Source organism: Saliterribacillus persicus (assembly GCF_003337485.1).
Taxonomy (GTDB): Bacteria; Bacillota; Bacilli; order Bacillales; family Amphibacillaceae; genus Saliterribacillus; species Saliterribacillus persicus.
Window position 1 is genome coordinate 65,103 of the sequence record NZ_QPJJ01000003.1, and the last position, 21,795, is coordinate 86,897.

The 21,795-nt window shown below is 35.3% G+C and carries 15 protein-coding genes; all 15 read right to left on the minus strand.

Annotation, left to right across the window (positions count from 1 at the left end):
- Positions 1-8: 8 nt before the first annotated feature.
- Positions 9-2,267 carry an alpha-xylosidase gene (gene yicI / locus DFR57_RS04055; RefSeq protein WP_114351883.1) on the minus strand — a complete coding sequence of 753 codons (2,259 nt, stop codon included), beginning with the start codon at positions 2,265-2,267 and terminating at the stop codon, positions 9-11.
- A gap of 33 nt (positions 2,268-2,300) precedes the next feature.
- Positions 2,301-4,331, minus strand: a complete 2,031-nt coding sequence (locus tag DFR57_RS04060) for a beta-galactosidase (RefSeq protein ID WP_114351884.1) — start codon at positions 4,329-4,331, stop codon at positions 2,301-2,303.
- Between the two features lie 21 nt (positions 4,332-4,352).
- Positions 4,353-5,237, minus strand: coding sequence for an ROK family protein (locus tag DFR57_RS04065; protein WP_114351885.1), 885 nt, complete (start codon positions 5,235-5,237; stop codon positions 4,353-4,355).
- 77 nt (positions 5,238-5,314) lie between these two features.
- Positions 5,315-6,997 carry an ABC transporter substrate-binding protein gene (locus DFR57_RS04070; protein WP_114351886.1) on the minus strand — a complete coding sequence of 561 codons (1,683 nt, stop codon included), beginning with the start codon at positions 6,995-6,997 and terminating at the stop codon, positions 5,315-5,317.
- A 50-nt stretch (positions 6,998-7,047) separates the two neighbouring features.
- The gene (locus DFR57_RS04075; protein WP_114351887.1) at positions 7,048-7,932 is read right to left on the minus strand and encodes a carbohydrate ABC transporter permease; all 885 of its coding nucleotides are present in this window, start codon (positions 7,930-7,932) and stop codon (positions 7,048-7,050) included.
- 29 nt (positions 7,933-7,961) lie between these two features.
- Complete coding sequence (locus tag DFR57_RS04080; RefSeq protein WP_114352111.1) at positions 7,962-8,915, minus strand: ABC transporter permease; 954 nt, start codon at positions 8,913-8,915, stop codon at positions 7,962-7,964.
- A 368-nt stretch (positions 8,916-9,283) separates the two neighbouring features.
- Positions 9,284-10,648 carry a DUF4340 domain-containing protein gene (locus DFR57_RS04085; protein WP_114351888.1) on the minus strand — a complete coding sequence of 455 codons (1,365 nt, stop codon included), beginning with the start codon at positions 10,646-10,648 and terminating at the stop codon, positions 9,284-9,286.
- Positions 10,649-10,652: 4 nt separating this feature from the next.
- Positions 10,653-11,339: a YesL family protein gene (locus tag DFR57_RS04090; RefSeq protein WP_114351889.1), complete on the minus strand. Its 687-nt coding sequence runs from the start codon at positions 11,337-11,339 to the stop codon at positions 10,653-10,655.
- A gap of 23 nt (positions 11,340-11,362) precedes the next feature.
- A complete protein-coding gene (locus DFR57_RS04095; protein WP_170132903.1) occupies positions 11,363-12,874 on the minus strand; it encodes a response regulator transcription factor in 1,512 nt (503 codons plus the stop codon).
- Between the two features lie 19 nt (positions 12,875-12,893).
- Positions 12,894-14,693, minus strand: a complete 1,800-nt coding sequence (locus DFR57_RS04100; RefSeq protein ID WP_114351891.1) for a cache domain-containing sensor histidine kinase — start codon at positions 14,691-14,693, stop codon at positions 12,894-12,896.
- A 41-nt stretch (positions 14,694-14,734) separates the two neighbouring features.
- On the minus strand, positions 14,735-16,207 hold the full coding sequence (locus DFR57_RS04105) for a glycoside hydrolase family 1 protein (RefSeq protein WP_114351892.1): 1,473 nt from the start codon (positions 16,205-16,207) through the stop codon (positions 14,735-14,737).
- 16 nt (positions 16,208-16,223) lie between these two features.
- Positions 16,224-18,521: a glycosyl hydrolase family 95 catalytic domain-containing protein gene (locus DFR57_RS04110; protein WP_114351893.1), complete on the minus strand. Its 2,298-nt coding sequence runs from the start codon at positions 18,519-18,521 to the stop codon at positions 16,224-16,226.
- Positions 18,522-18,781: 260 nt separating this feature from the next.
- Positions 18,782-19,759, minus strand: a complete 978-nt coding sequence (locus tag DFR57_RS04115; RefSeq protein ID WP_114351894.1) for an endo-1,4-beta-xylanase — start codon at positions 19,757-19,759, stop codon at positions 18,782-18,784.
- Between the two features lie 21 nt (positions 19,760-19,780).
- Positions 19,781-20,701: a carbohydrate ABC transporter permease gene (locus tag DFR57_RS04120; protein ID WP_114351895.1), complete on the minus strand. Its 921-nt coding sequence runs from the start codon at positions 20,699-20,701 to the stop codon at positions 19,781-19,783.
- An 11-nt stretch (positions 20,702-20,712) separates the two neighbouring features.
- On the minus strand, positions 20,713-21,681 hold the full coding sequence (locus DFR57_RS04125; protein ID WP_114352112.1) for an ABC transporter permease: 969 nt from the start codon (positions 21,679-21,681) through the stop codon (positions 20,713-20,715).
- Between the last annotated feature and the right edge of the window lie 114 nt (positions 21,682-21,795).

Sequence of the window (21,795 nt, forward strand, 5' to 3'; positions counted from 1 at the left end):
CTTTCATTCTATTTTAAATTAAATTTATTCGTACCATTTTTAAGATCACCATATTTTCGGCCATCTATTTCTAACTGGCAGTTGGCATGACTACCTTGAAGCGTGACTTCTATTGCTGTATCTTTTCTAATAACTGTAATCGATCCAGCATCTTCTCCATCGGAATCAACTAGATTACGAGTCAGCTCAACCTTATTTTTTAATTGGAACATTTTAAATGTAATATCTTCTAAATAATTGTAATCAGGCTTACCATCTTTTGCTCCAAAAGGTAATATGGTGTGCTCACGAACAAATAATGGAAGACTTAGATAATCATACTTTTCCTTTATCCAAATCCCACCGGCTACAACTTCTCCACTTAAAAGATGTGTCCAATTTCCTTTTGGTAAGTAGAAGGATCCGATTCCTTCCTCGTTAAAGATCGGTGAAACTAGAATGGAATCCCCTAGCATATATTGACGGTCTAAGGTATCACAAAGTGGGTCCGCAGGAAATTCTAATAACATCGAACGCATAACCGGGACTCCTGTTTGATTATTGGTCACTGCTTGACCATATAAATATGGCATCAATGTGTTTTTTAATTTCGTGAAATGACGTGCAACTTCTACCGCTTCTTCATCAAAATTCCAAGGCACACGGTAGGATGAACTTCCATGGAAACGACTATGACTGGATAATAATCCAAATGCAGTCCATCTTTTAAACACATCAGGTGTTGCGGTGTTTTCAAAGCCACCAATATCATGACTCCAATAACCAAAACCAGAAGAGGTTAAGGACAATCCCCCGCGCAAACTCTCTGCCATTGCATCATACGTAGAATCGCAATCACCACCCCAATGGACAGGAAATTTTTGAGCCCCCGCTGTTGCAGATCGTGCAAATACAACTGCATCTTTTTCTCCTTTTTCTTCCTTCAATAAATCAAACACGACTTCATTGTATTTGTATGCGTAGTAGTTATGCATTTTCTTAGGATTTGATGCATCGTAATAAACGACATCTGTAGGAATTCTTTCCCCAAAATCCGTTTTGAAGGAATCCACTCCCATGTCTAACAATACCTTCAGCTTGGATTGGAACCATGTGCATGCTTCAGAGTTAGTGAAGTCAACAATACCCATACCAGGCTGCCACATATCCCACTGCCACACGTCTCCATTTTCACGTTTAATCAGATATCCTTTTTCCATACCTTCAGCAAAAAGTGGCGATTTCTGTGCGATATAAGGATTGATCCACACGCATATTTTTAAACCCTTCTCTTTTAAGCGTTTTAACATGCCTTCTGGGTCTGGAAAGTTATCACGATCCCAGACAAAATTACTCCACTCAAACTCTTTCATCCAAAAACAATCAAAGTGGAAAACACTAAGTGGAATCCCACGTTCAGCCATTCCATCAACAAAGTGGTTGACGGTTTCTTCATTATAATTCGTAGTGAACGAGGTTGATAACCATAATCCAAAAGACCACGCTGGTGGCAAGGCGGGTTTCCCGGTTAATTCGGTGTAACGAGAAATTACTTCTTTTGGCGTTGGACCATCTATAAGATAGTAGTCTAAATATTCTCCTTCTACACTGAACTGAGCACGAGCGACCGTTTCGGATCCCAACTCAAAATTTACTTCTTCGGGATGATTAACAAAAACTCCGTACCCCTTATTACTTAAGTAAAAAGGAATATTTTTATAGGATTGATCCGAACTTGTCCCACCATCTCTATTCCAAATATCAACGGTTTGACCATTTTTAACAAAGGGCGTAAACCTTTCCCCTAGTCCATATAAATATTCCCCTACACCTAGCTTAAGCTGTCCTCGCATATACGTGGTATCCTCAGCTTCTATCCATGCTAAACCTTTTTGATCCGCTTGTGTAAGTGAACCATATTCGTTTGAAAAGGCTATTCCAAAATTTTGTTTATCAATTCCAATGGTTAGATTTCCGCTTTTAAAAGTAAGCACATCTTCTTTATTTGTTAAGGCAATTGAAGTTGAATTTTCAAGTACATCAAAATTAGGTAATGTTGCTTTTTGTCCCATGTAATGCCATGTCTGCACTCTTACTACACCAAGAATTGGAGCAGTTAATTTTATCGTAAGAAGGGGGCCTTGAAGCGTATCCCCTCTATGATTAATATAATTACAAGGCGCATATAGCGTGAGGGAATCTTCACTTTCTTGAACCTCATGCACTACTTTTGGGAAATGAATTGTATAGCCTTCTTGCACTAGCCAATTACCATCAGTAAATTTCATCTTTTTCATTCTCCTCTTCCATTATTACTCTGCCTATTTTTGCTTTAAAATGAGCACATCCTTAGCACTTATTTCAGCAGTTCCAGAATAGATTTCACCGGTAAGTAGGTTCTCTAATTCTCTTTCTCCCGCTTCAAAGGTGGAAGTTTCCGTATTGTGGTTCATAACAAATAACGTTGTTTCATTTTTCTTTGTGCGCGCTATCACCTCTACACCGGTTTCTGAATCAAGTACACCGGAGAGACCTTTTTCTTCTGCAATGGTTGAAGCCAAATCATTCACAAATGCTTGTTCAGGACTTGTAGCTACATAATACGCAGCACCTTTTCCATACGTATTTTTCGTAAGTACAGGCATTCCTTTATAAAAATCTTTTCCATAGGTTGCTAGAACTTCGGCTCCCTCTGCATGGATAAGATCAAATAGAATATTACAGCTATAGTTGTTTTGCAGTTGTCCATGTCCTTTTTCAAACACAATATCATTGGTTTGTTTAGGGTCTAAGGAATCTATTTCTTCAGCCCATACGCCGACTAAGTCACGGAGCTCACCAGGGTATCCACCCAGTGTTACTAGGTCATTTTCATTCACGATCCCACTAAAGAAAGTCGTCACGAATGTTCCACCATTTTTCACAAAAGCTTTTAATCTATCAGCGTGTCCCGCTTTTACCATGTACAATACCGGTGCAATCACGACGTCATATTGACTAAGATCTTCTTCAACAGATATCATATCTACAGCGATATTTTTTTGGTAAAAAGCATCATAATATTTATGAACTTCTTTTACATAATCAAGTGCAGCAGACGGTCCGCTTGAAAGTTGAATGGCCCAACGATTTTCCCAATCAAACACAATGGCAACTTTAGCTTTCACTCTGCTATCGATAACCTTATCTGATAGCTGGTTCAATTCTTGCCCTAACTGAGCAGATTCCTTAAATACGCGTGTATGTTCATGACCGACATGTTCAATCACTGCCCCATGGTATTTTTCAGTTGCCCCTCTAGATCTACGAAGTTGGAAGAACAATACGGTATCCGCTCCTCGTGCAACAGCCTGATAGCTCCATAAGCGCATCACACCTGGTCTTTTTAATGCATTAAAAGGTTGCCAATTTTGTTGACTTGGTGTTTGCTCCATTAACATAAATGGCTGCCCACTTTTTAGTCCTCTCATTAAATCATGCGTCATTGCTGTCATACTAAAAGGTGTGTCAATCGAAGGGTAATTATCCCAAGAAACAACGTCCATTTCTTTACCCCATTTAAAATAATCCAGCTCAGGGTATAATCCCATCAAGTTTGTTGTAACAGGTATATTCGGCGTGTGTTTTTTTAGTACATCTCTTTCCAACTTGTACACATCAAGTAAGCTATCTGATTGGAAACGACGATAATCCAGTGAAATCCCTTGGAAATTTGTATTATTGCCATTTTCCCATTCTTCACTTAGCCCACTTGGTGCCACAATTTCATCCCATTCGTAAAATGTATGTCCCCAAAACCTTGTATTCCAAGCTTCATTTACAGCATCTAACGTTTGATACCTATCTTTTAACCATACTCTAAATTCCTTCTGACAATTGTCACAATAGCAGTATCCACCATATTCATTGGACACGTGCCATATAAGAACAGCAGGATGATCTTTATATCGTTCTGCAAGCTTCTCAGCCATTCGTTCGGCATATTTACGATAGGTAGGACTATTGGGGCAAGAGTTGTGTCTTCCTCCAAATTGGCGTTTCCTTCCCTCAAAATCCACACGACGAACATCTGGATAACGCTTTGCCATCCATGCAGGATGTGCACCTGTACTTGTAGCAAGGCATGTATAGATCCCATTTTCGTACAGTTCGTCAATTTTTTTATCTAACCATTCAAAATTATATGTATTTTCATCAGGTTGATTTAATGCCCAAGAAAATACATTTAATGTCGCCACATCAATTCCTGCTAGCTTAAACATGCGTATGTCTTCTTTTCCTGTTTTTTCGTCCCACTGCTCTGGATTATAATCTCCACCATACCAAATCTTCGGCAAATTTTCGTTTATCATTTTATTATCCTCCTTGAATGTCTAGTGTTTTAAGCATTGATAAAGAGCACCTATCATGCCAGCATCATTATGGTATTTACAAGGCTCCAAGGCGGTGCGAACATCCTCCCATGAAGGGATCTTTAATAGCGCTAGTTCTAAACGTTCATATAAATCAGAACGTTCACTAATTGCTCCACCAATAAGAATTTTTTCAGGATTGAATGTTGCTACTAAGTTAAAAATGCCAAAGCTTAAATAGGAGAACCATTCTTCTAGCATCTGATTTACTTCAGGGTCTGACTTGGCTTCGTCAAAAATTAGACTACCTTCTATATGCGTGTCAGTCGAGATTTGTTTTATCTCTTTGTATCGTCTAATAAAAGCGCTTGTCGATGCAATATCATGCATGTTCTCATACCCATTCTTCATCCCATTTACAATCATTAATCCAAATTCCCCAGCCTTAAAATTATATCCCGTTACAATGCTACCATTTACAAACAAGCCTCCACCAATACCTGTACCAATCGTCATACAAATAAAATCAGTACAATTGACAGCGTTTCCACTGTGTTTCTCTGCTAGTGTAGCACAATTTGCGTCATTTTCGATAATAATTGAAAGTGAGATTTTTTCCTTTAATAAATCTAATAAATTAGTATGATGCAATACATCAATTGCACCTGCAAATTCTGCATATCCAGTCGTTGGATTAATAAAACCTGGAAAACTAATGCCTACTTTTTGAATTGTATATTCTTCTTGTAATTTCAAAATAATGTCCGTCATATCTTGAATAAATTCTTTTGCATTATTTTTTCTTGTTCGATATTGGTTTCGTGTAACAACTGTTCCATCTTCTTTTAAGACACCGTATTTTACATTGGTGCCTCCTACATCCATACATAAATACTGGCTTTCCACTTAAATCACTTCCCTTTATCAATGGGTAAAAGGTGGAGCCTGAATTCAAATAGATGAATTCAGGCTCCTTACATCCTTTAGTTAGTACCCCATAGCTCCATCACGTCTTTCGTTTTTTGTGTCATTTCTTCATTAGCTTTTTCAATATTCATTGCTTCTAATTCTTCAATCATAGATTCCCATGCTGCGTCAAATTCAGCAGGGTCTCCTAGTATAGCTTGAGTAATTCGTTGTTCCGTTAAATCATCGGCTTTTTGTTGAATTATTTCTAACTCGCTGCCTGATTGAATAGAATAATTGAATGCTTGACCGTGATTGGAAACACCTAATTCTTCAGTCGGCGGGAACCAGTCGATCCAATTTTCCATTTGGTATTCTTCTAACACTTCTTTTTCAGCGGTGTTAAAGTTATTAATAATATCTTCTTCAGAGTTTGGTGTGATAGGTTGCCCATTTGAATCAACCGCTCCGTTACCCCATTGCGGGAATGGGTACACATAATATCCTACTCCAGTTTCTTTTGAGTAGTCTGGATCATTATTCATACGTTCTCGGTCTTCTTCTTTCATCACGCGTTCACCATCTACGATATCATAATTTTCACCCTCAATACCCCAGTTAGTGAGGATTTGAGCTTCTTCACTTGCCATCCAATCTAAAAATTCAAAGGCTTCTTCTTGGTGTTCGCTTGTAGAGGAAATAGCAATACCCCATCCTCCAGCAAAACCATAATCTTTTAATCCTTGCGATACATACTCTTCACCTAGTGTAACAGGAAGTGGTGCGTAGGTTCTCCACTCTTTACCATCTGCAACAAGCGCTTTGTCCGCGTCGCCAATATTCCAATCTTGGTCAGCGATACTTAACACTCGACCTGAAGATAATTTAGAAATATAAGTATCATACGTGTGCGTAAAGGATTCAGAATCAAGTAGACCTTTGTCATTCATTCCATTTAGCCATTTAAAATACTCTTTAAGTTCTGGCAATAAAAACTTATAGGTAGCTTCTCCGGTATCATCATTAATAGCCCATTGACCATCTCCAGGAATACCAGCAACTGCTGCAGCTGGATCTCCAACTGTGATTAACCATCGCCAGTCACTTCCAAGTAAAGATAAAGGAAGCGTTTTTTGTCCATCAATTTCAGGGTATTTTTCATAATACTCTGTTAAAGCTGCTTCAAAGTCTTCTAATGTTTTAATTTCTGGATATCCTAATTCACGTAAAACATCTAATTGAATTTGGAAAGAACCACTCGTAGACCAATATGCTCCTTCTACTCCATACGTACCTACTGTATATATACTAGGATCGTCTATGGTATTGCGCAGGCAATCTAGTTGGTCACCATACATTGCTTTTAAATTATCACCTTTTTCCTCAATGAGGTCGTCTAACTTAATAACGCCACCAGCTTCGATTAATTTAGAAATATCTCCTTTTGCAAAAATTAAATCCGGATAATCTCCACTAGCAATCATTAATGGAACAGTTTCTTCATTTCCACCTACTGGGTATTGCATATCTAACTTTATACCTGTTTTTTCAGTGATGGCTTGTGCAACAGGATCATCGAACGATTTTTCAGCACCGTCTTCACTATAGAAAGATAAAGTTAGTGGATTTTCAGCAGAATATTCCTCCCCTTCACCTTCTCCTTCCGTTGAGGTGTTTTCAGATTCATTACTACAGCCTACCAAAAATGCACCTAATAAAAATAAAATGAATAACGATAAAGCTAATTTGGTACTTTTCATGTTTTCCCCTCCATTTTTTATACATATCTATATTAATTTTCATTAATACCTTAACTCTTTACAGCACCCAAGGTTAATCCAGTTACAAAGTACTTCTGCAAGAATGGATACACCATAATAATTGGTATTGTCGCAATAATAGTAATGGCCATTTTGATTGATTGCGGATTGGTTTGGCCAGCTATTACTTCAGCATTTTGAGAAGTAATATCACCACCCGAAATGTTCGTGTTATCTAAAATTTTCATAAGCTCATACTGCAAAGTTGTTAATGCCTCGTTCCCTCTTGCGTATAAGTAGGTATCAAACCAGCTATTCCACTGACCAACAGCTAAAAATAAAGCGATGGTAGCTATTACTGGCATACAAAGTGGAATGATAATTCTCCAAAAAATCGTAAAATCATTTGCCCCATCAATTTTTGCTGACTCTTCTAACGCAATTGGTAAGTTATCCATAAAAGAACGGATAATGATGACATTAAAAGCAGATATCAACATTGGTAAAATATAAACGGCAAACTCATTAATTAGTCCCAAATTACGAATTAACATATATTCTGGAATCAGTCCACCACCGATAAACATGGTAATAACAAGCATGAAGCCTACAAGGCGATTAAATACAAAATCTCTTCTACTTAACGTGTAAGCAAGCATTGTACTAGCAATAATCCCTGTGATTGTACCTACAACTGTTCTTAATATCGACATCATAAATGCTTGTAAAAGACGATCATTACTACCGAATATTTCTTGATAATTAGCAAAGGTGAATTCTCTTGGCCAAATATGAATACCGCCTCTAGCTGTATCGATCGCATTATTTAATGATATGGCCATAATATTTAAAAATGGATATAGGGTAACTACCAATACAAAAATCATAAATATAGTAAGAACGATATCAAACATCGTCCATTTTTTCTTTTTCATTTTTATTACTCCTCTCTATCAAGCTTCCACTAAAAGACGCGACCTTCTCCTATACGTTTTGCAAATCCATTACAGATAAGAATTAAAATAATACTTACTACTGATTTAAATATACCTATCGCTGTACCGAAGGAATACCTAAACATCCCAATACCATAATCTAGCGCATATAGATCAATGACTAGAGCCTTTTCGGCAACTATATTATTTCCTAATAACATTTGCTTCTCAAATCCAATATTTATTAGGTTTCCTATGTTCAAAATAAGCAATACAATAATAACGGCTCTGATACTCGGTAAAGTGATGTGCCACATTTGACGCCACCTGCTTGCACCATCGACCTTTGCTGCTTCATAGAGCTGCGGATCAACACCTGCCATGGCTGCTAAATAGATAATGGCATTCCATCCAGTCTCTTTCCATACATCAGCTGCTGTTACAATTCCCCAAAACAAATCCGGATTTGACATAAATGCTATAGGGTTATTAATTATACCAAGCCCCATTAAAAGGTTATTAATGACACCATCTTGAGATAGCATTGTTATCACAATGTTTGCTACAATTACCCATGAAACAAAGTGTGGTAAGTAAGATATAGTCTGCGTCCACTTCTTAAATGTGATAAATCGCAATTCATTTAATAAAAGAGCGAATCCAATGGCTGTTATTGTTCCAAATACTAAACCTAATACACCCATACCAATAGTATTTTCTAACGCACGATAAAACATTGGTTCATCAAATAAATCCTTAAAATGTTCCCATCCTACCCACTTTTGCTCAAGTAATCCAAACTGTGGCTTATAATCTTGAAAGGCCATTACCCATCCGCCAATTGGAATATACTTAAATACGATCAACCAAAGCACAAATGGTAGTGACATTAAAATTAATGCTTTTTGTTTACTTAAACGTTTCCAAAAACCGTTTTTATTCGGTTTAAGTGATGGTGTTTTTTTCTGTTTTCCTAAACCCATCCCAACTTTTACACTTGTTGTTGCAGGAATTTGCGATTGTCCTTCACCTTGCTTGGCTAAATTGCTCATTTTGTCTCTCTCCTTACGTGCCAAATAATCGTATTTACCTCTCTTTTGAAAGCGCTTATTTGTTGTTACATCTATTATATTAGAAACCGGTTTCATAAAAAACGGAACAATGAAGACATAAAATCATGTAAAAAGGAGTGGTGTCTTCTTTTTACATGATTTTTTCATATATTGAATTATACTTTTAGTAAAAATCGCGTTTTGTGACTTACTCGTAGTGTCCTGATTTTTTAATTTTTTTCTCAAACAAACTGTAGAACATAAAAATGCACTACCGCATAAACAGTAGTGCAAATCTTTTAATTTGGAAGCATTTCTTTCACCGTTTCAATCATCTGGTGAACCTCATCTTTTGAAATAGAAAAATCGGCAACATCTTGTTTGAAAACAGCATACCGTTCATCACTAATTGGAACAAGCTCTACTGTTGTTTCCGAATCATTTCCATTAATTGATCCAAGCTTATAATGAAGTGTTACTTCACTCTCAGATTTCTCAACTTGTTCAGTAAGTTCTTCATCAAAGCTAAGTCCTGCAATTAATTTATAGATTTTTTGAAAGGTTTCTAATGCTACCTTTTCCCCTTCATAAGTTATACTAGAAGTTATTTCTTCCTCATTTTTCTCATGTGCAATATTTAATTTAACGGATTCTTCTTCCGTCTCGATAGTTAGTTCGTCTAGCACATCAACAGCAACAATATGGACAAAGTGATCGACTAAATCAAATGCTTGATAGCTAAATGGATCGAGGGCAGCAGTTTCTATTGTATATACAGTATCTTCTCCTTCTACCATCGCGTAGTATTGCTGATCTTTTGCGGGATTGCCTATTACTAGTGTTTCTTCTGCATCATCTGATGTTAAAGTAATCGAAAAATCACTATTACTGAGTCCGTAACTTTCTAAATCTGTCGCATTTTCTTCAATTGTTTCGGTTTGTTGAAGCATATCTATCCCATAAATCACTTCAGACATTTTAGAAAAAGCGACACTATAAACACCTTCGTATGGGGCATTTATATACCAGCCACTTATATGGGCTAGGGCTTCGTCTTCTGAGTAAGGAGATTCCTTACTCAGTTCGATTTTCTCTGTACCGTTGTCTATATTTATTTTTTCTACATCTTCTGAAGATATTGATAATATTTTATTATCGAGCAGGGATACCGTGCTAAGAGGTATTGTTTCAATGACTGTTCGCTCTACTAAATATATTTCTTTATCTTCAATATGCTCAACATAATAATACTCTTCACTAGAGTGTAACTGTCCAACTGACATTCTTTGTTTATTTTCCTCGTCAGTTACTAATACAACAGTTACTTTCGGAAAAGCTAAACCCACATCTTCTTTTGAAACATTTACAGGTTGTCCTGAAATATTCATCAAAGCATAAGTAAATTGCTCTACTCTCTCTTGATCTACTTTTCTACTAGCGTCTTCTACTCTCCATTCCTCGTCATCTTTCGTTAATCTAACCTTTTGATTTGCATTTACATTTATTTCTTTAACCGCTTCCGTATTTTCAAAAATCGGCTCGGCGGAATTCTGCGTTTCTTCTTCACCCGTTTCTTGATTCGTTTGATTCACTACATACATTAATAATCCTGAAAGTAAAACGATAATCAGAATTACAATGGTTATGATTCGAGATCGTTTCATATTATTAACCCCCACTTGCTGTTTTGTTTTGATCAGTAAGTTCTAGTTCCATTATTTCAAAAGGTTTTCTCATATTAAACATAATAAAATAAGCTGCTAAACTCATAAAAAACCATACTATGGTTCCTGGTGCAATATAATAGATTAACGCTAATGATAATATAGTTGTGATATTTAAAATCGTAGTTTTAATAAATCGAAAAATAGAGTAAAAGGAGACAACCCAGAGATTCTTTTGTTTAACTTCAAATCTAGTTAAGATAGGTAAAGCATATATTAAAATCACAAAAATTCCTATACATAACACAAAGAAAAATGGTGTGAAAAATGCTAAGAATCCTTCTGCATAGTAAATATCGATAAATAAAACCATTAAAGCTGTGGATGTTATAATCCAGTAGAGAAAGGCAGGCTTAAAATTTTTTTTATAATATATCCAAAAATCAATCGTTGGTCTTACTTCTTTTTCTCTCACATATTTTCCCATCGTCGCAAATAAAGCAGCCAGACTTGGGCCAGTAGGTAAAAGCGTAATATAAAAAAGCAAAATATTTTCCATTGTTAGGTCAGAAAAGATAAATGCTAATAAAAATAGTATATTAGCTAATATAAAATGAAAGTTCGTTACTGCAATAACATATATATAATTGACTGCTAAATATAATGGTCGATCAGTTATCATATTTGCCATGATGTTCCCCCATTAAAATTTCTCTATGATTCATTTTTTGCTTGTTCCATTTTTTGAAATTCTTTTGGACTTAATCCGGTATGATTCTTGAATTTTTTATAAAAATAATCCATGTTGCAGTACCCAACTTCATTGGATACTTCATATACTTTTAAATTTTTTTCCACGAGTAATGTTTTTGCTTTTTCAATTCTGACTTGATCTAAGTAGGTATGAAAATAAACCCCTGTATATTTTTTGAATTTTTTTCCTAAATAGGAGCGATTATAGTTAAATAAATGAGCCAATACTTTAAGATTTAAATCCTCAAAATAATATTGTTTTACATAAGCTGTAACTTTTTCCATCATATTATCGGGTGTTACTTGAAAACCATTAATCCTACTCGCATGTATGACCAGATCTTCTTTGACTTGACTAAGTGTTGCTTTAAGGTTAGGTCCATCGAAGATCACTTCAATAATTGTTTCCTTTGCAGGAACAGATAATTCAGGATAATTACGCTGTAAGTGAATATAAATTTCCCAAGTAACGTCTACTAAGTCCATTTTTATTCTATCTTCATCATAGCATTTTCCTTTATAATATTCTTCCAAATTTGTAAATAAAGCATCAATCTGTTCTGATGCTTTAAACTCTAATGCTCGAGATAAATCCTTAACAAACTGCTTTTTATCAAGTTCAACTTGATTAACCTGTTCAAAAATATCTGAGCTAAGAATTTGTTTTTCACTATAACAATAAGCGATACCTTCTAATTTATTAAGCTCTGAAGCTGCTTTTGGAATACGGATTAATCTTTCTACTGGCTTTGCTATGGCACATTGGATTAGAAAGTCAGCTTCTTTTCTAATCATCGTAGAAATATCTATTAAGGTTTGACTTACTAGCTGCTCTGATTCATCTTTAAATAACAAATAATTACCAGTGTCATCTATTATTAACGTGGCTTTATTCTTTACGCTATTTATCAATCGATTTTTCCATCTACTTAAATCTTTTAAATGTGGAACAATCAATTTAACGAGATGATAATGGCTATCCGGCTCTTCTAGCATGACGAGAGATAGTTCATCTACTTTCCCATCAATTAAATTCTTCCATGCTTGGTCCACAGAAATTTTTTCGAATTCCAATAATTGAGAAGTGATAATTCTTTCTTCATTTAATTCTTTATGAATGTCTTTTAACAAAGGAATTAATTCATCCTCATCCACAGGCTTTAATAAATACGAGGCGATTCCTAGTTGAATAGAAGCTTGCGCATAGGAGAAATTAGAATACCCAGATAAAATGACAAATTTACATTCAAAACCTTCTTCCTTGGCTTGTCTAATCAGTTCAATTCCAGTTAAACCTGGCATTCTAATATCTGCAAAGACTACGTCTGGACGTAATGTCCTTATTTTTTCTAATCCATCTCGTCCATCTTTGCCGACTCCGATGATTTCGAAACCATATGCCTCCCATTCAATAACACTCTTTAATCCCTCTCTTATTAATGGTTCATCATCAATAATTAATATGCGATACATAGAGATCCCCTTCCTGAACCTAGTGAAACCTACTCTTTGGTTGAATCGGCAGGCGCAACTGTACAACCGTACCTTCATGAAGTACACTATCGATGCTTAAACCATAAGATTCACCATAAAATAACTGAATACGCTGATGAACATTATGTAGCCCAATCCGGTTTCCATCTGATTTATAATCTTGATCGAATAAGCGATGACGAACGACCTTTAACCGTTCTTTTGAAATGCCTATTCCATTATCCTTCACATCTATTAATAGATAATTGTTCTTTTCATAAATATCGATTTCTATAAAACTCGTATCCTCTTTTCTTTCAATACCATGAATAATAGAATTTTCTACAATCGGTTGAATAAGCAACGGAAATAGCTGATAGTTTTCCAGATTTTTATTTATATTAATTGAAAAATCAAATTTATCCCCAAATCTTAACCGCTGAATATCCAAGTAATTTCTTACTAATTCAACCTCTTCTGTTATTGGAACAGGCTTATCGGTGCGCTCTAAAGCTGAACGCATCATTTTACTTAACATCTTAACAATTTTAGCAACTTCTTTATCATGGTTTATCAAAGCTTTCATTCGGACCATTTCTAATGTGTTATATAAAAAGTGTGGATTAATTTGGCTAGATAACATTTTGAAATCCATTTCTTTTTGCTGTCGTCGCCATTTTTCTTCTTTTATATTATGAATATATACTTCGTCAATTAACGTTTGGATACTTTGTGAAGTAGTTGCTAATTCATCATACACTTCACTAATCTCATCCTTACCTTCCATTCTATTGGTTATTGCAAAGTCACCTTGTGCTACTTGAAACATTGCTTTTCTCAATCGATTAATTCGTTGATGAAATCCTCGAATAAATATAACTAATAATAGCAAAGAAACACCTAGAGCACCCACCACTACAAAAAATCCTCGCGTGAAGATTACATTTGACTCCCTTACCACTTCATCAATTGGAATGATTGCAGAAACCTGAATTTCATTATTTAGCGACTTTTCCGGTTTAAAAGAATGTACGTTTACTTTGACATCTTCTCCTTCAAAAGCAGTATCAAATAGCGCTTTATTAGAAGTACCTTTCTCCCATTTATTTAAAAAAGTAGGAGGCTTTCCTATAAAATGATTATCCTGATGATAAACAATCACTTCATTATCAAGTGTAATAAATGCTTCAAATGGTTCACCTTCAATAACGCTTGACAGCATTTCTTTGGAAACATAAATAGCTAGCACACCTAATAGTGTATTATTATCACTATATACTGCTCTTGTGAGTGCTAAGAAATTATCATTCGTCCAATGATCTTGCATATACACCCAGGAAATCTTTCCTCTTTTACCAACCGCTTCTTGATACCATTCTTGATTTCGAATGTCTACATCTGCATGAACAAAATGCGAATCTGTAATCATGTTTTTTGTCATAAAAAAACGCACTTCTTCTACTTCATCATAGTATTGTAAATAATCATCAAAAACCGGATAATCATTATAAGCATTATATACTTCCAAAGGAGTCGTATACTCATCTGTCAGTAATCGGTGTAAGTTCTGATTAATATAAATTTGATCCGATATACTAGTAACTCTATTGAAAATAGTTTGGAGTCTAATTTCAAGCTTGTCCACACTTTGTTCCGCTTCACTTAGAGAGTTATTTAGAACAATATCTCTCGTACCAAAATTTAAGTATGCCCCAACAAGTAAAATTGGGATGGCAGTTACAATAAGGTAGATGCCAAGCAACTTATGTCTAATCTTCAATTGATGATACATACGCTGACAATGGCGAATAAATCGCATATTAACTCCCCCTATTGTAACTTCCCTTTTATGATTTAACCTTACAACTCTCTTCCATTTGTTTCAATCACTTTTTTATACCAATAGTAGCTTTTCTTAGGTATTCGCTCTAAATTCTTTTCACTGTACTCATCTCGATCTATATATACAAATCCATAACGCTTTTTATAGCCATTCAACCAACTAAGTAGATCTGTAAATGACCATGCACAATACCCAATTAAATCTACTCCATCTGTGATTGCTTTTTGTATTTCTTCTACATGCGTTTTTAAATACTCAATTCGATAATCATCCTCGACTCTTTTATCATCGGTTAACTCATCATAAGCACCTAAGCCGTTCTCTGTAATCATCATCGGTATATCATAACGGTTTTGCAATCTTCTTAAGGCTATTCGAATTCCAACTGGATCAATTTCCCATCCCCAAGCTGTCTTTTCTAGATATGGATTATTCACATTAGTAAACATCATCGTCTCTGGGCTTTGCGCTTGCTCATCCTTTGGCTTCATCAAATAAGGGTCAGTTGCTTCAAAAGACTTCTCTAAATCAGCTTCTTCCTTCTCCATTGGTCGTTCAATTTCATTTGCTCTAACCGTTCCCCCGTGATAATAATTAACACCTAGGAAATCTGGCTTTGCTGATTGCAATAAAGCTAAGTCACCTTCTTCTATGGTTGGTGCAATACCTAATCGATCTAGATGTTTAAACGTTACTTTTGGATACTTACCATGAATATAGACATCTAACCACCAATGATTCTGAAATTCTTCTCCATTAAGCTCTGCTAACACATTTTCCGGATCACAATCAAAGGCATACATCGGCCCATAACCAAAACTCGGACCAATCATGCCATCTGGCACAATCTCGTGAAAACTATTTATAGCCTTTGCATTAGCCAGATTAATAATATGATTCGCCTCAAACATTTTTTTCACATCTGGAATGCTCGGTGGGTGTGCTTCCCATCTGTAACCCATCGCAGTAAAAACATTTTGCTCATTAAAGCTTACCCAATATTTCACTTTATCTTTAAATCGTTCAAATAATACACGGGCATATGTGTCAAAGTCTTCTATTACTTGTCTTGACTCCCAGCCATTATATTTATCCTGTAAGGCTTGTGGAATATCCCAATGGTACAAGGTTAAAACAGGCTCGATGTGATTTTTATTTAATTCATCAATTAAATTTTCATAGAATAAAAGACCTGCCTCATTTATTTCTCCGGTACCTTCTGGTAAAATACGACTCCATGACACAGAAAAACGATAAGCTTTTAACCCCATATCTGCCATTAGTTTCACGTCTTCTTTATATCGGTTATAATGGTCAACCGCCACATCTCCATTTGTTCCCTCAAATGTTTTTCCGGGAATTTTGGTGAAATTATCCCAAACGGATGCACCCTTTCCATCTGCGTCATATCCCCCTTCAATTTGATAGGCAGCAGAAGCGGCGCCCCACAGGAAATCTTTTGGAAAATCATCTAATTTTTTATGGTACATATCATTATCCTCCTCTTTATTCTTCTAATTTGTAAATGAGCAGTAATTGCTCTTGTTTTTCTAAAATTACTTTGCTATTTGTTATTTCTTTTGAGCTTATTTCAAGTCTAGCTTTTTTAAATAAAGGTAAATGAACAGAGAAATGTTGGGCTTGTTTAGCTTTAAGTCTAACTACCAGTTGTTTTTCAGGAAGATTCCAACTAAGTTCTTCTACTTCTAACTGATCGACTAATTGCACACCTTGCAAGTTCCCTTTCGGAAAAATATGAGGTAAAGCACCTAGTAAGGTTAAGCGTTGATTACTATAGTCTATTAACATTTCATGGACGACTTGCGGGAGTGCACCATTGCCATCGACATTAAAAACCTCTCTGTTATTGTAATGAGACATCATTAACGAAGAATAGAAACAGTCATTTAATAGTAATAGGGTGAATACCTCCTCAATTAAATCCGGCATATGAAACTGGGTTGCACAAAGTGCAGCATGCATCCTTCCATGGGTAGAAGTTGTATTGCCATCTTCACTTAATAGCCATGCTTCTCGTCTTTTTTTAAATGCCATTCTAGCTGCTTCCCACATTTTCGGGTTTGTTTCTTCGTTAAATTCTCTACTTTGAAAAACGGGATAGAGATGTGAGAAATGTCGGTGATTATAATTTTCTCCTTTTTCTTTAGTCAACCATTCTTTAAGTGCTCCATCCTCATTTATCATATAATCGGGTAGTTTATCTAACATCCTTTGCATTTTTGATATTTTCTCTGTTGATGTTTCTAACATGTGATAAGCTTTTATTAAATTCATCAATACTTCTTTTAATACTGCAATATCCTGGGTCGCATTATCTCCACACCCATTTTCAGCCGAGTATGAAGGTGTAAAACGATATGTACCGTCAGCATCTTCTATTAAAAAATCTTCATAAAATAAAACTACTTCCTCTAAATAAGGAATTGCCTCTGTTTCTAAAAAATTTAAATCTCCTGTGAAGCGATAATATTGATAATACCAATGTCCTAACCAACCCGCTCCACATGTCCAAAGATGTAGTGGCCATTCCTCATTCCAATGAACATGCACTCCACTATTACTAGAATGTGCAGAAGACATAATCCCCCTACATCCATAATATTTTCTAGCATTTTCTCTAAATCCAGGCATTAATTCTTTAATTAAGCGAAAAAATCCATGTAGGCCTTCTGATAGATTGCTAGATAATGCAGAAGCAATCGATAGTTGTACATTTGTATCAAAAGTAAAATCACCGCTCCAGGCTGGATGAAAGGTTCCTGTCCAAATTCCTTGTAAATTAGGAGTTAATTCACCTGCACTACATATATACATAAATCTGCCGGCATCATACATTTTTTCTAACCACTCGGGTGGTACTTCTTTACTTTTTTTAGCTTTTATCAAAATATCATCAAGTGAAGCTAGTCTTTTTGATTGATCAACAAGGTCCAATGTTACTCGATTAAAAAGTGCTTCATGGTGGGGAAGATGATTTAAAAAAAGTTCAGAGTAGGTCGTTGTTTCCTTAAAGCTACTAGCTGATAGTTCCCTATCTTTAACAGTTGCATAAGGCTTTATTTGCATGATGATTAAAATAGGATGACTACATTTTAGATAGACCTCATTCGTTTCTTCATTTTTGTTAACTTCTAGATTTTCACCCTTGAGGGAAATGGATACATCATAGCCCCCCTCACTATGAACATAATCATATTGAGCTTCTATCTTACGACCAATTTTCTTTACAATTTGTTTTAACTGTGGAACCTCGTAATGCTCAAGCAATAAAGTGTACGTATGCTCGGGTGCCGATGTTGTTAATTGGTGAACAATTACATCATCTTTTCTAGAAACAAAGGTCTTTCTGTAATAGCTGTATTTATTAGAATCAAACGAAACAGTAATCTCACCAGTTTGGTAATTGATACTTCTTTTATAATGTTTGTAGGAATCAATATCTGATTTAATGTGCAAATGAAATCCCGGATGGGTTGGGTCACTCATGGTTAAACCTTGATAGCCAAGTTCGGTTGCTTTTTCATATTGAAAAGCGAGAGCCTCCTGATAGCTCTTTTGTTTTATAATTTTTCTTGTTTCATCTATGTATGGAGCTAATGCAGGTGCTTCAAACTTATTTCCGTATGGTAAAAAAAGTCTGCAATGATTTCCAACGATAATATCTTCCTTTGGATTCCCAAAAACCATTACACCCTGAACGCCATTAGCCGTAACTGAAGCATCCTCCCAAGCCTTTGCTGGAGCTTTTGTCCAAACCCCTCTTTCTGGCAAGTTGTGTTCCATTCTTTTCATCCTCTCTTTATTATGTAAGCACATTCATTTTATCTCGAATTAAAAGAAACCGGTTTCTTAATTGCTCCTAAAAAGATAAATTCATTATAAATAAATTAAATTAAAAAAGCAATGTGTGTTTGTTTAAAGTCTTATTTCCACATAGGAATAAGAGAGATCTATAATTTAATACGCGATATAACCAAAATTTAAAATATCTAAAAACCAAAAAAAGTTTGCAGAAATATATTCCGCAAACTTTTCTAATTTACTTATTTAATGATATGAAAAAAGACTTCTTTTGGCTGTTGTTTATCATCAAATAAAAACGGCCAGTTTTTACGACCCTTCTGTGGAAAATCATCTAACCACGTGTAATCATCCGCTATTCCCCAAAATGTAACAGAACCGATATGCTCTTTATATTCCTTGAAAATGTCAAAGAATTCCCTATATCTTTTTTGCTGCATGCTTATCATTTCTTCTGTAGGCTGTGTTAGATCTGTTCTCTTATCTTCAAATTCAAATACAGAAACATCCATTTCTGTAATATGAATTTCAACACCTAGAGAAACATATTTCTTAATGGCAGCTCTAATTTCATCGATAGAAGGATCGTAAATATTCCAATGTGCCTGCATGCCTATTCCATGAATTGGAACACCCTTTTCCTTTAATCTCTTAACTAATTGATATATTTTTTCGCTTTTCACCGGATCGCATGCATTATAATCATTGTAAAATAACGTTGCTTGTGGATCTGCTTCATGTGCAAAAAGAAAGGCTTTTTCAATAAATTCTTCCCCAGCTAAATCTAGCCATGGTGACTTACGATAAAAAGTCTCTGCTTTATCATCGATTGCTTCATTGACTACATCCCAAGCATGTACCACATCTTTATATCTTTCTACAATTTTGAAAATGTGTTGTTTCATCATAGAAAGAACTTTTTCTTTATTTGTATTCTCAAACACCCAGTTTGGCGTTTGATTATGCCACACAAGTGTGTGACCTCTCATTTTCTTATCATTCTTTCGCGCATAATCTGCGAGTAGGTCCGCTTGTGTGAAATCGTAGGTATCCTTTTTAGGATGAATGACTTCAAATTTCATCACATTTTCTGCTGTAATACTACTAAAATGATAATCTAATAATTCTTTTGAAGACTTTAATGTCTTCGGATTTACAGCTGCCCCTATGTGAAAGTCTGTTTTAAATACTTCTTTTAAACTAGGAATTTGATCATACATTTTAATTACTCCTTCATTTATCTATTTAACTGCACCCAATGTCATCCCTTTCACAAAATATTTTTGCAAGAATGGATATACCATTATGATTGGAACACTTGCTACAATCGTCATCGTCGCTCGAAGTGATAGCGGGGTGACGGTGTTAGCATTTTGATTTTGTGAATTGGCGAGATTAGAGGTTACATCCTGACTGCCACCAGCAGCATTCGAACTTTGTAATATTTTCATAAGCTCATACTGCAGAGTGGTGAGCGATGGATTACTCGAATTGTACAGAAACACATCAAACCACTGATTCCACTGGAATACCGCAACAAATAGTGCAACTGTTGCTAGAACGGGTAATGATAGTGGCAATACTATCTTAAAGAACATCATAAAATCTCCCGCTCCATCAATTCTAGCTGACTCAAATATACTAGTTGGTAAGCCTTCAATAAATGACCGCATAACAATCAGATTAAATACACCTATTAAACCAGGAATAATATAAACCCAAAATGTCCCGATCATATTTAGATCTCGTATTAAAAGATATGTCGGAATCAATCCACCATTGAAGTACATCGTCATAACAAAAATGATAGTGAAGGAACGTTTGAAAATAAAATCTTTTTGCGCAATTGCATACGCAACCATGGCAGTTGCAAGTAAAGAGATTCCAGTACCAATTACCGTTCTGGAAACTGAAACAATTAGCCCCTGAATAACACTAGCCTCTGAAAATACATGCTCATAATTATGCCATGTGAATTCTCTTGGCCATAAATAAATACCACCACGGATAGAGTCATTTGCCTCATTTAAGGAAATAGCTAATTGATTGATGAATGGATATAACATAATGATGCAAAGCAAAACCATAAATGTGTAGTTAATGCTATCAAAGATCACATCTTCACGTGTTCTTTTTATAAAAATACCATTGTTTTTTTTCATTATTTACCCTCCTAGTAAAGTCCACCTTCACCCATTCGTTTGGAAATGTTATTAGCTGCAATTAAGAAAATAAAACTCACAACTGTTTTAAACATCCCTGCCGCGGTAGCTAAAGAGAAGTTGAACATGGAAATCCCGTATTTTAATACAAAAATATCGATATTCTCTGAATATGCTACGTTTAAAGGATTACCTAATAAATACTGAGGTTCAAATCCTGATTCTAAAATGTACCCAATATTCATGATTAAAAGTACGATGATAACAGACTTCATACCAGGGATCGTAATATGCCAAATCCGTTGAACTCGTGAAGCACCATCGATTTTTGCTGCTTCATATTGTTCTTGGTCTATCATGGAGATCGCCGCTAAATAAATAATGGCGTTCCAACCAACATTTTTCCAAGTTTCTGCTGCACCTATAATGCCCCAAAAATACTCTCCAATTCCCAACCAGAGAACTTCTTCCTTCACAAGATTAAATGTAACTAAAATCTCATTAATAATTCCATCAAATGATAAGGTAAAAGAAACTAAGCTTGCAGCTACAACCCAAGATAAAAAGTGAGGCATATAGCTAATTGTTTGTACTACTCTTTTAAATGCTAAGTTCCTTAGTTCATTTAAAAATACAGCTAACCCTATTGCGGTTACAAAACCTAAAACTAAATTAATTAGACTCATCGCTAACGTATTTCTTAACACCATCAAGAAGTGATTATCATGAAATAAGAATAAGAAATGCTTAAACCCAACCCACTCCTGTTCCGAGAAACTAAGTGCTGGTTTATAGTCTTGAAACGCCATTGTCCAACCCCAAATAGGTAAATATTTAAAAATAAAGAGCCATATAATAAATGGTACAGTCATAATTAATAGTGCATGTTGTTGTTTGCATTTTTTTAAAAAGTTTTTGAATTTTGATTTTTGATCTGCTTTTGACTTTATAGTTACTTTTTGTGTCAGCTTCTCATCCATCGCCATAAACGTCCCCTCCAATCATTTCTCTTTCCTGTATAAAAAGTCAGGTTGCAGCCTTTTAAAATTTCTCTGCAAATCGACGAATTCTCGAGTATCATATATAAAATTCTA

Coding starts and splice junctions, on each gene's coding strand:
- DFR57_RS04080 (WP_114352111.1), bottom strand. CDS start 8,915: ATGGGTTTAGGAAAACAGAAAAAAACACCATCACTTAAACCGAATAAA.
- DFR57_RS04090 (WP_114351889.1), bottom strand. CDS start 11,339: ATGGCAAATATGATAACTGATCGACCATTATATTTAGCAGTCAATTAT.
- DFR57_RS04110 (WP_114351893.1), bottom strand. CDS start 18,521: ATGGAACACAACTTGCCAGAAAGAGGGGTTTGGACAAAAGCTCCAGCA.
- DFR57_RS04085 (WP_114351888.1), bottom strand. CDS start 10,648: ATGAAACGATCTCGAATCATAACCATTGTAATTCTGATTATCGTTTTA.
- DFR57_RS04070 (WP_114351886.1), bottom strand. CDS start 6,997: ATGAAAAGTACCAAATTAGCTTTATCGTTATTCATTTTATTTTTATTA.
- DFR57_RS04095 (WP_170132903.1), bottom strand. CDS start 12,874: ATGTATCGCATATTAATTATTGATGATGAACCATTAATAAGAGAGGGA.
- DFR57_RS04120 (WP_114351895.1), bottom strand. CDS start 20,701: ATGAAAAAAAACAATGGTATTTTTATAAAAAGAACACGTGAAGATGTG.
- DFR57_RS04125 (WP_114352112.1), bottom strand. CDS start 21,681: ATGGATGAGAAGCTGACACAAAAAGTAACTATAAAGTCAAAAGCAGAT.
- yicI (WP_114351883.1), bottom strand. CDS start 2,267: ATGAAATTTACTGATGGTAATTGGCTAGTGCAAGAAGGCTATACAATT.
- DFR57_RS04075 (WP_114351887.1), bottom strand. CDS start 7,932: ATGAAAAAGAAAAAATGGACGATGTTTGATATCGTTCTTACTATATTT.
- DFR57_RS04105 (WP_114351892.1), bottom strand. CDS start 16,207: ATGTACCATAAAAAATTAGATGATTTTCCAAAAGATTTCCTGTGGGGC.
- DFR57_RS04100 (WP_114351891.1), bottom strand. CDS start 14,693: ATGCGATTTATTCGCCATTGTCAGCGTATGTATCATCAATTGAAGATT.
- DFR57_RS04060 (WP_114351884.1), bottom strand. CDS start 4,331: ATGATAAACGAAAATTTGCCGAAGATTTGGTATGGTGGAGATTATAAT.
- DFR57_RS04115 (WP_114351894.1), bottom strand. CDS start 19,759: ATGTATGATCAAATTCCTAGTTTAAAAGAAGTATTTAAAACAGACTTT.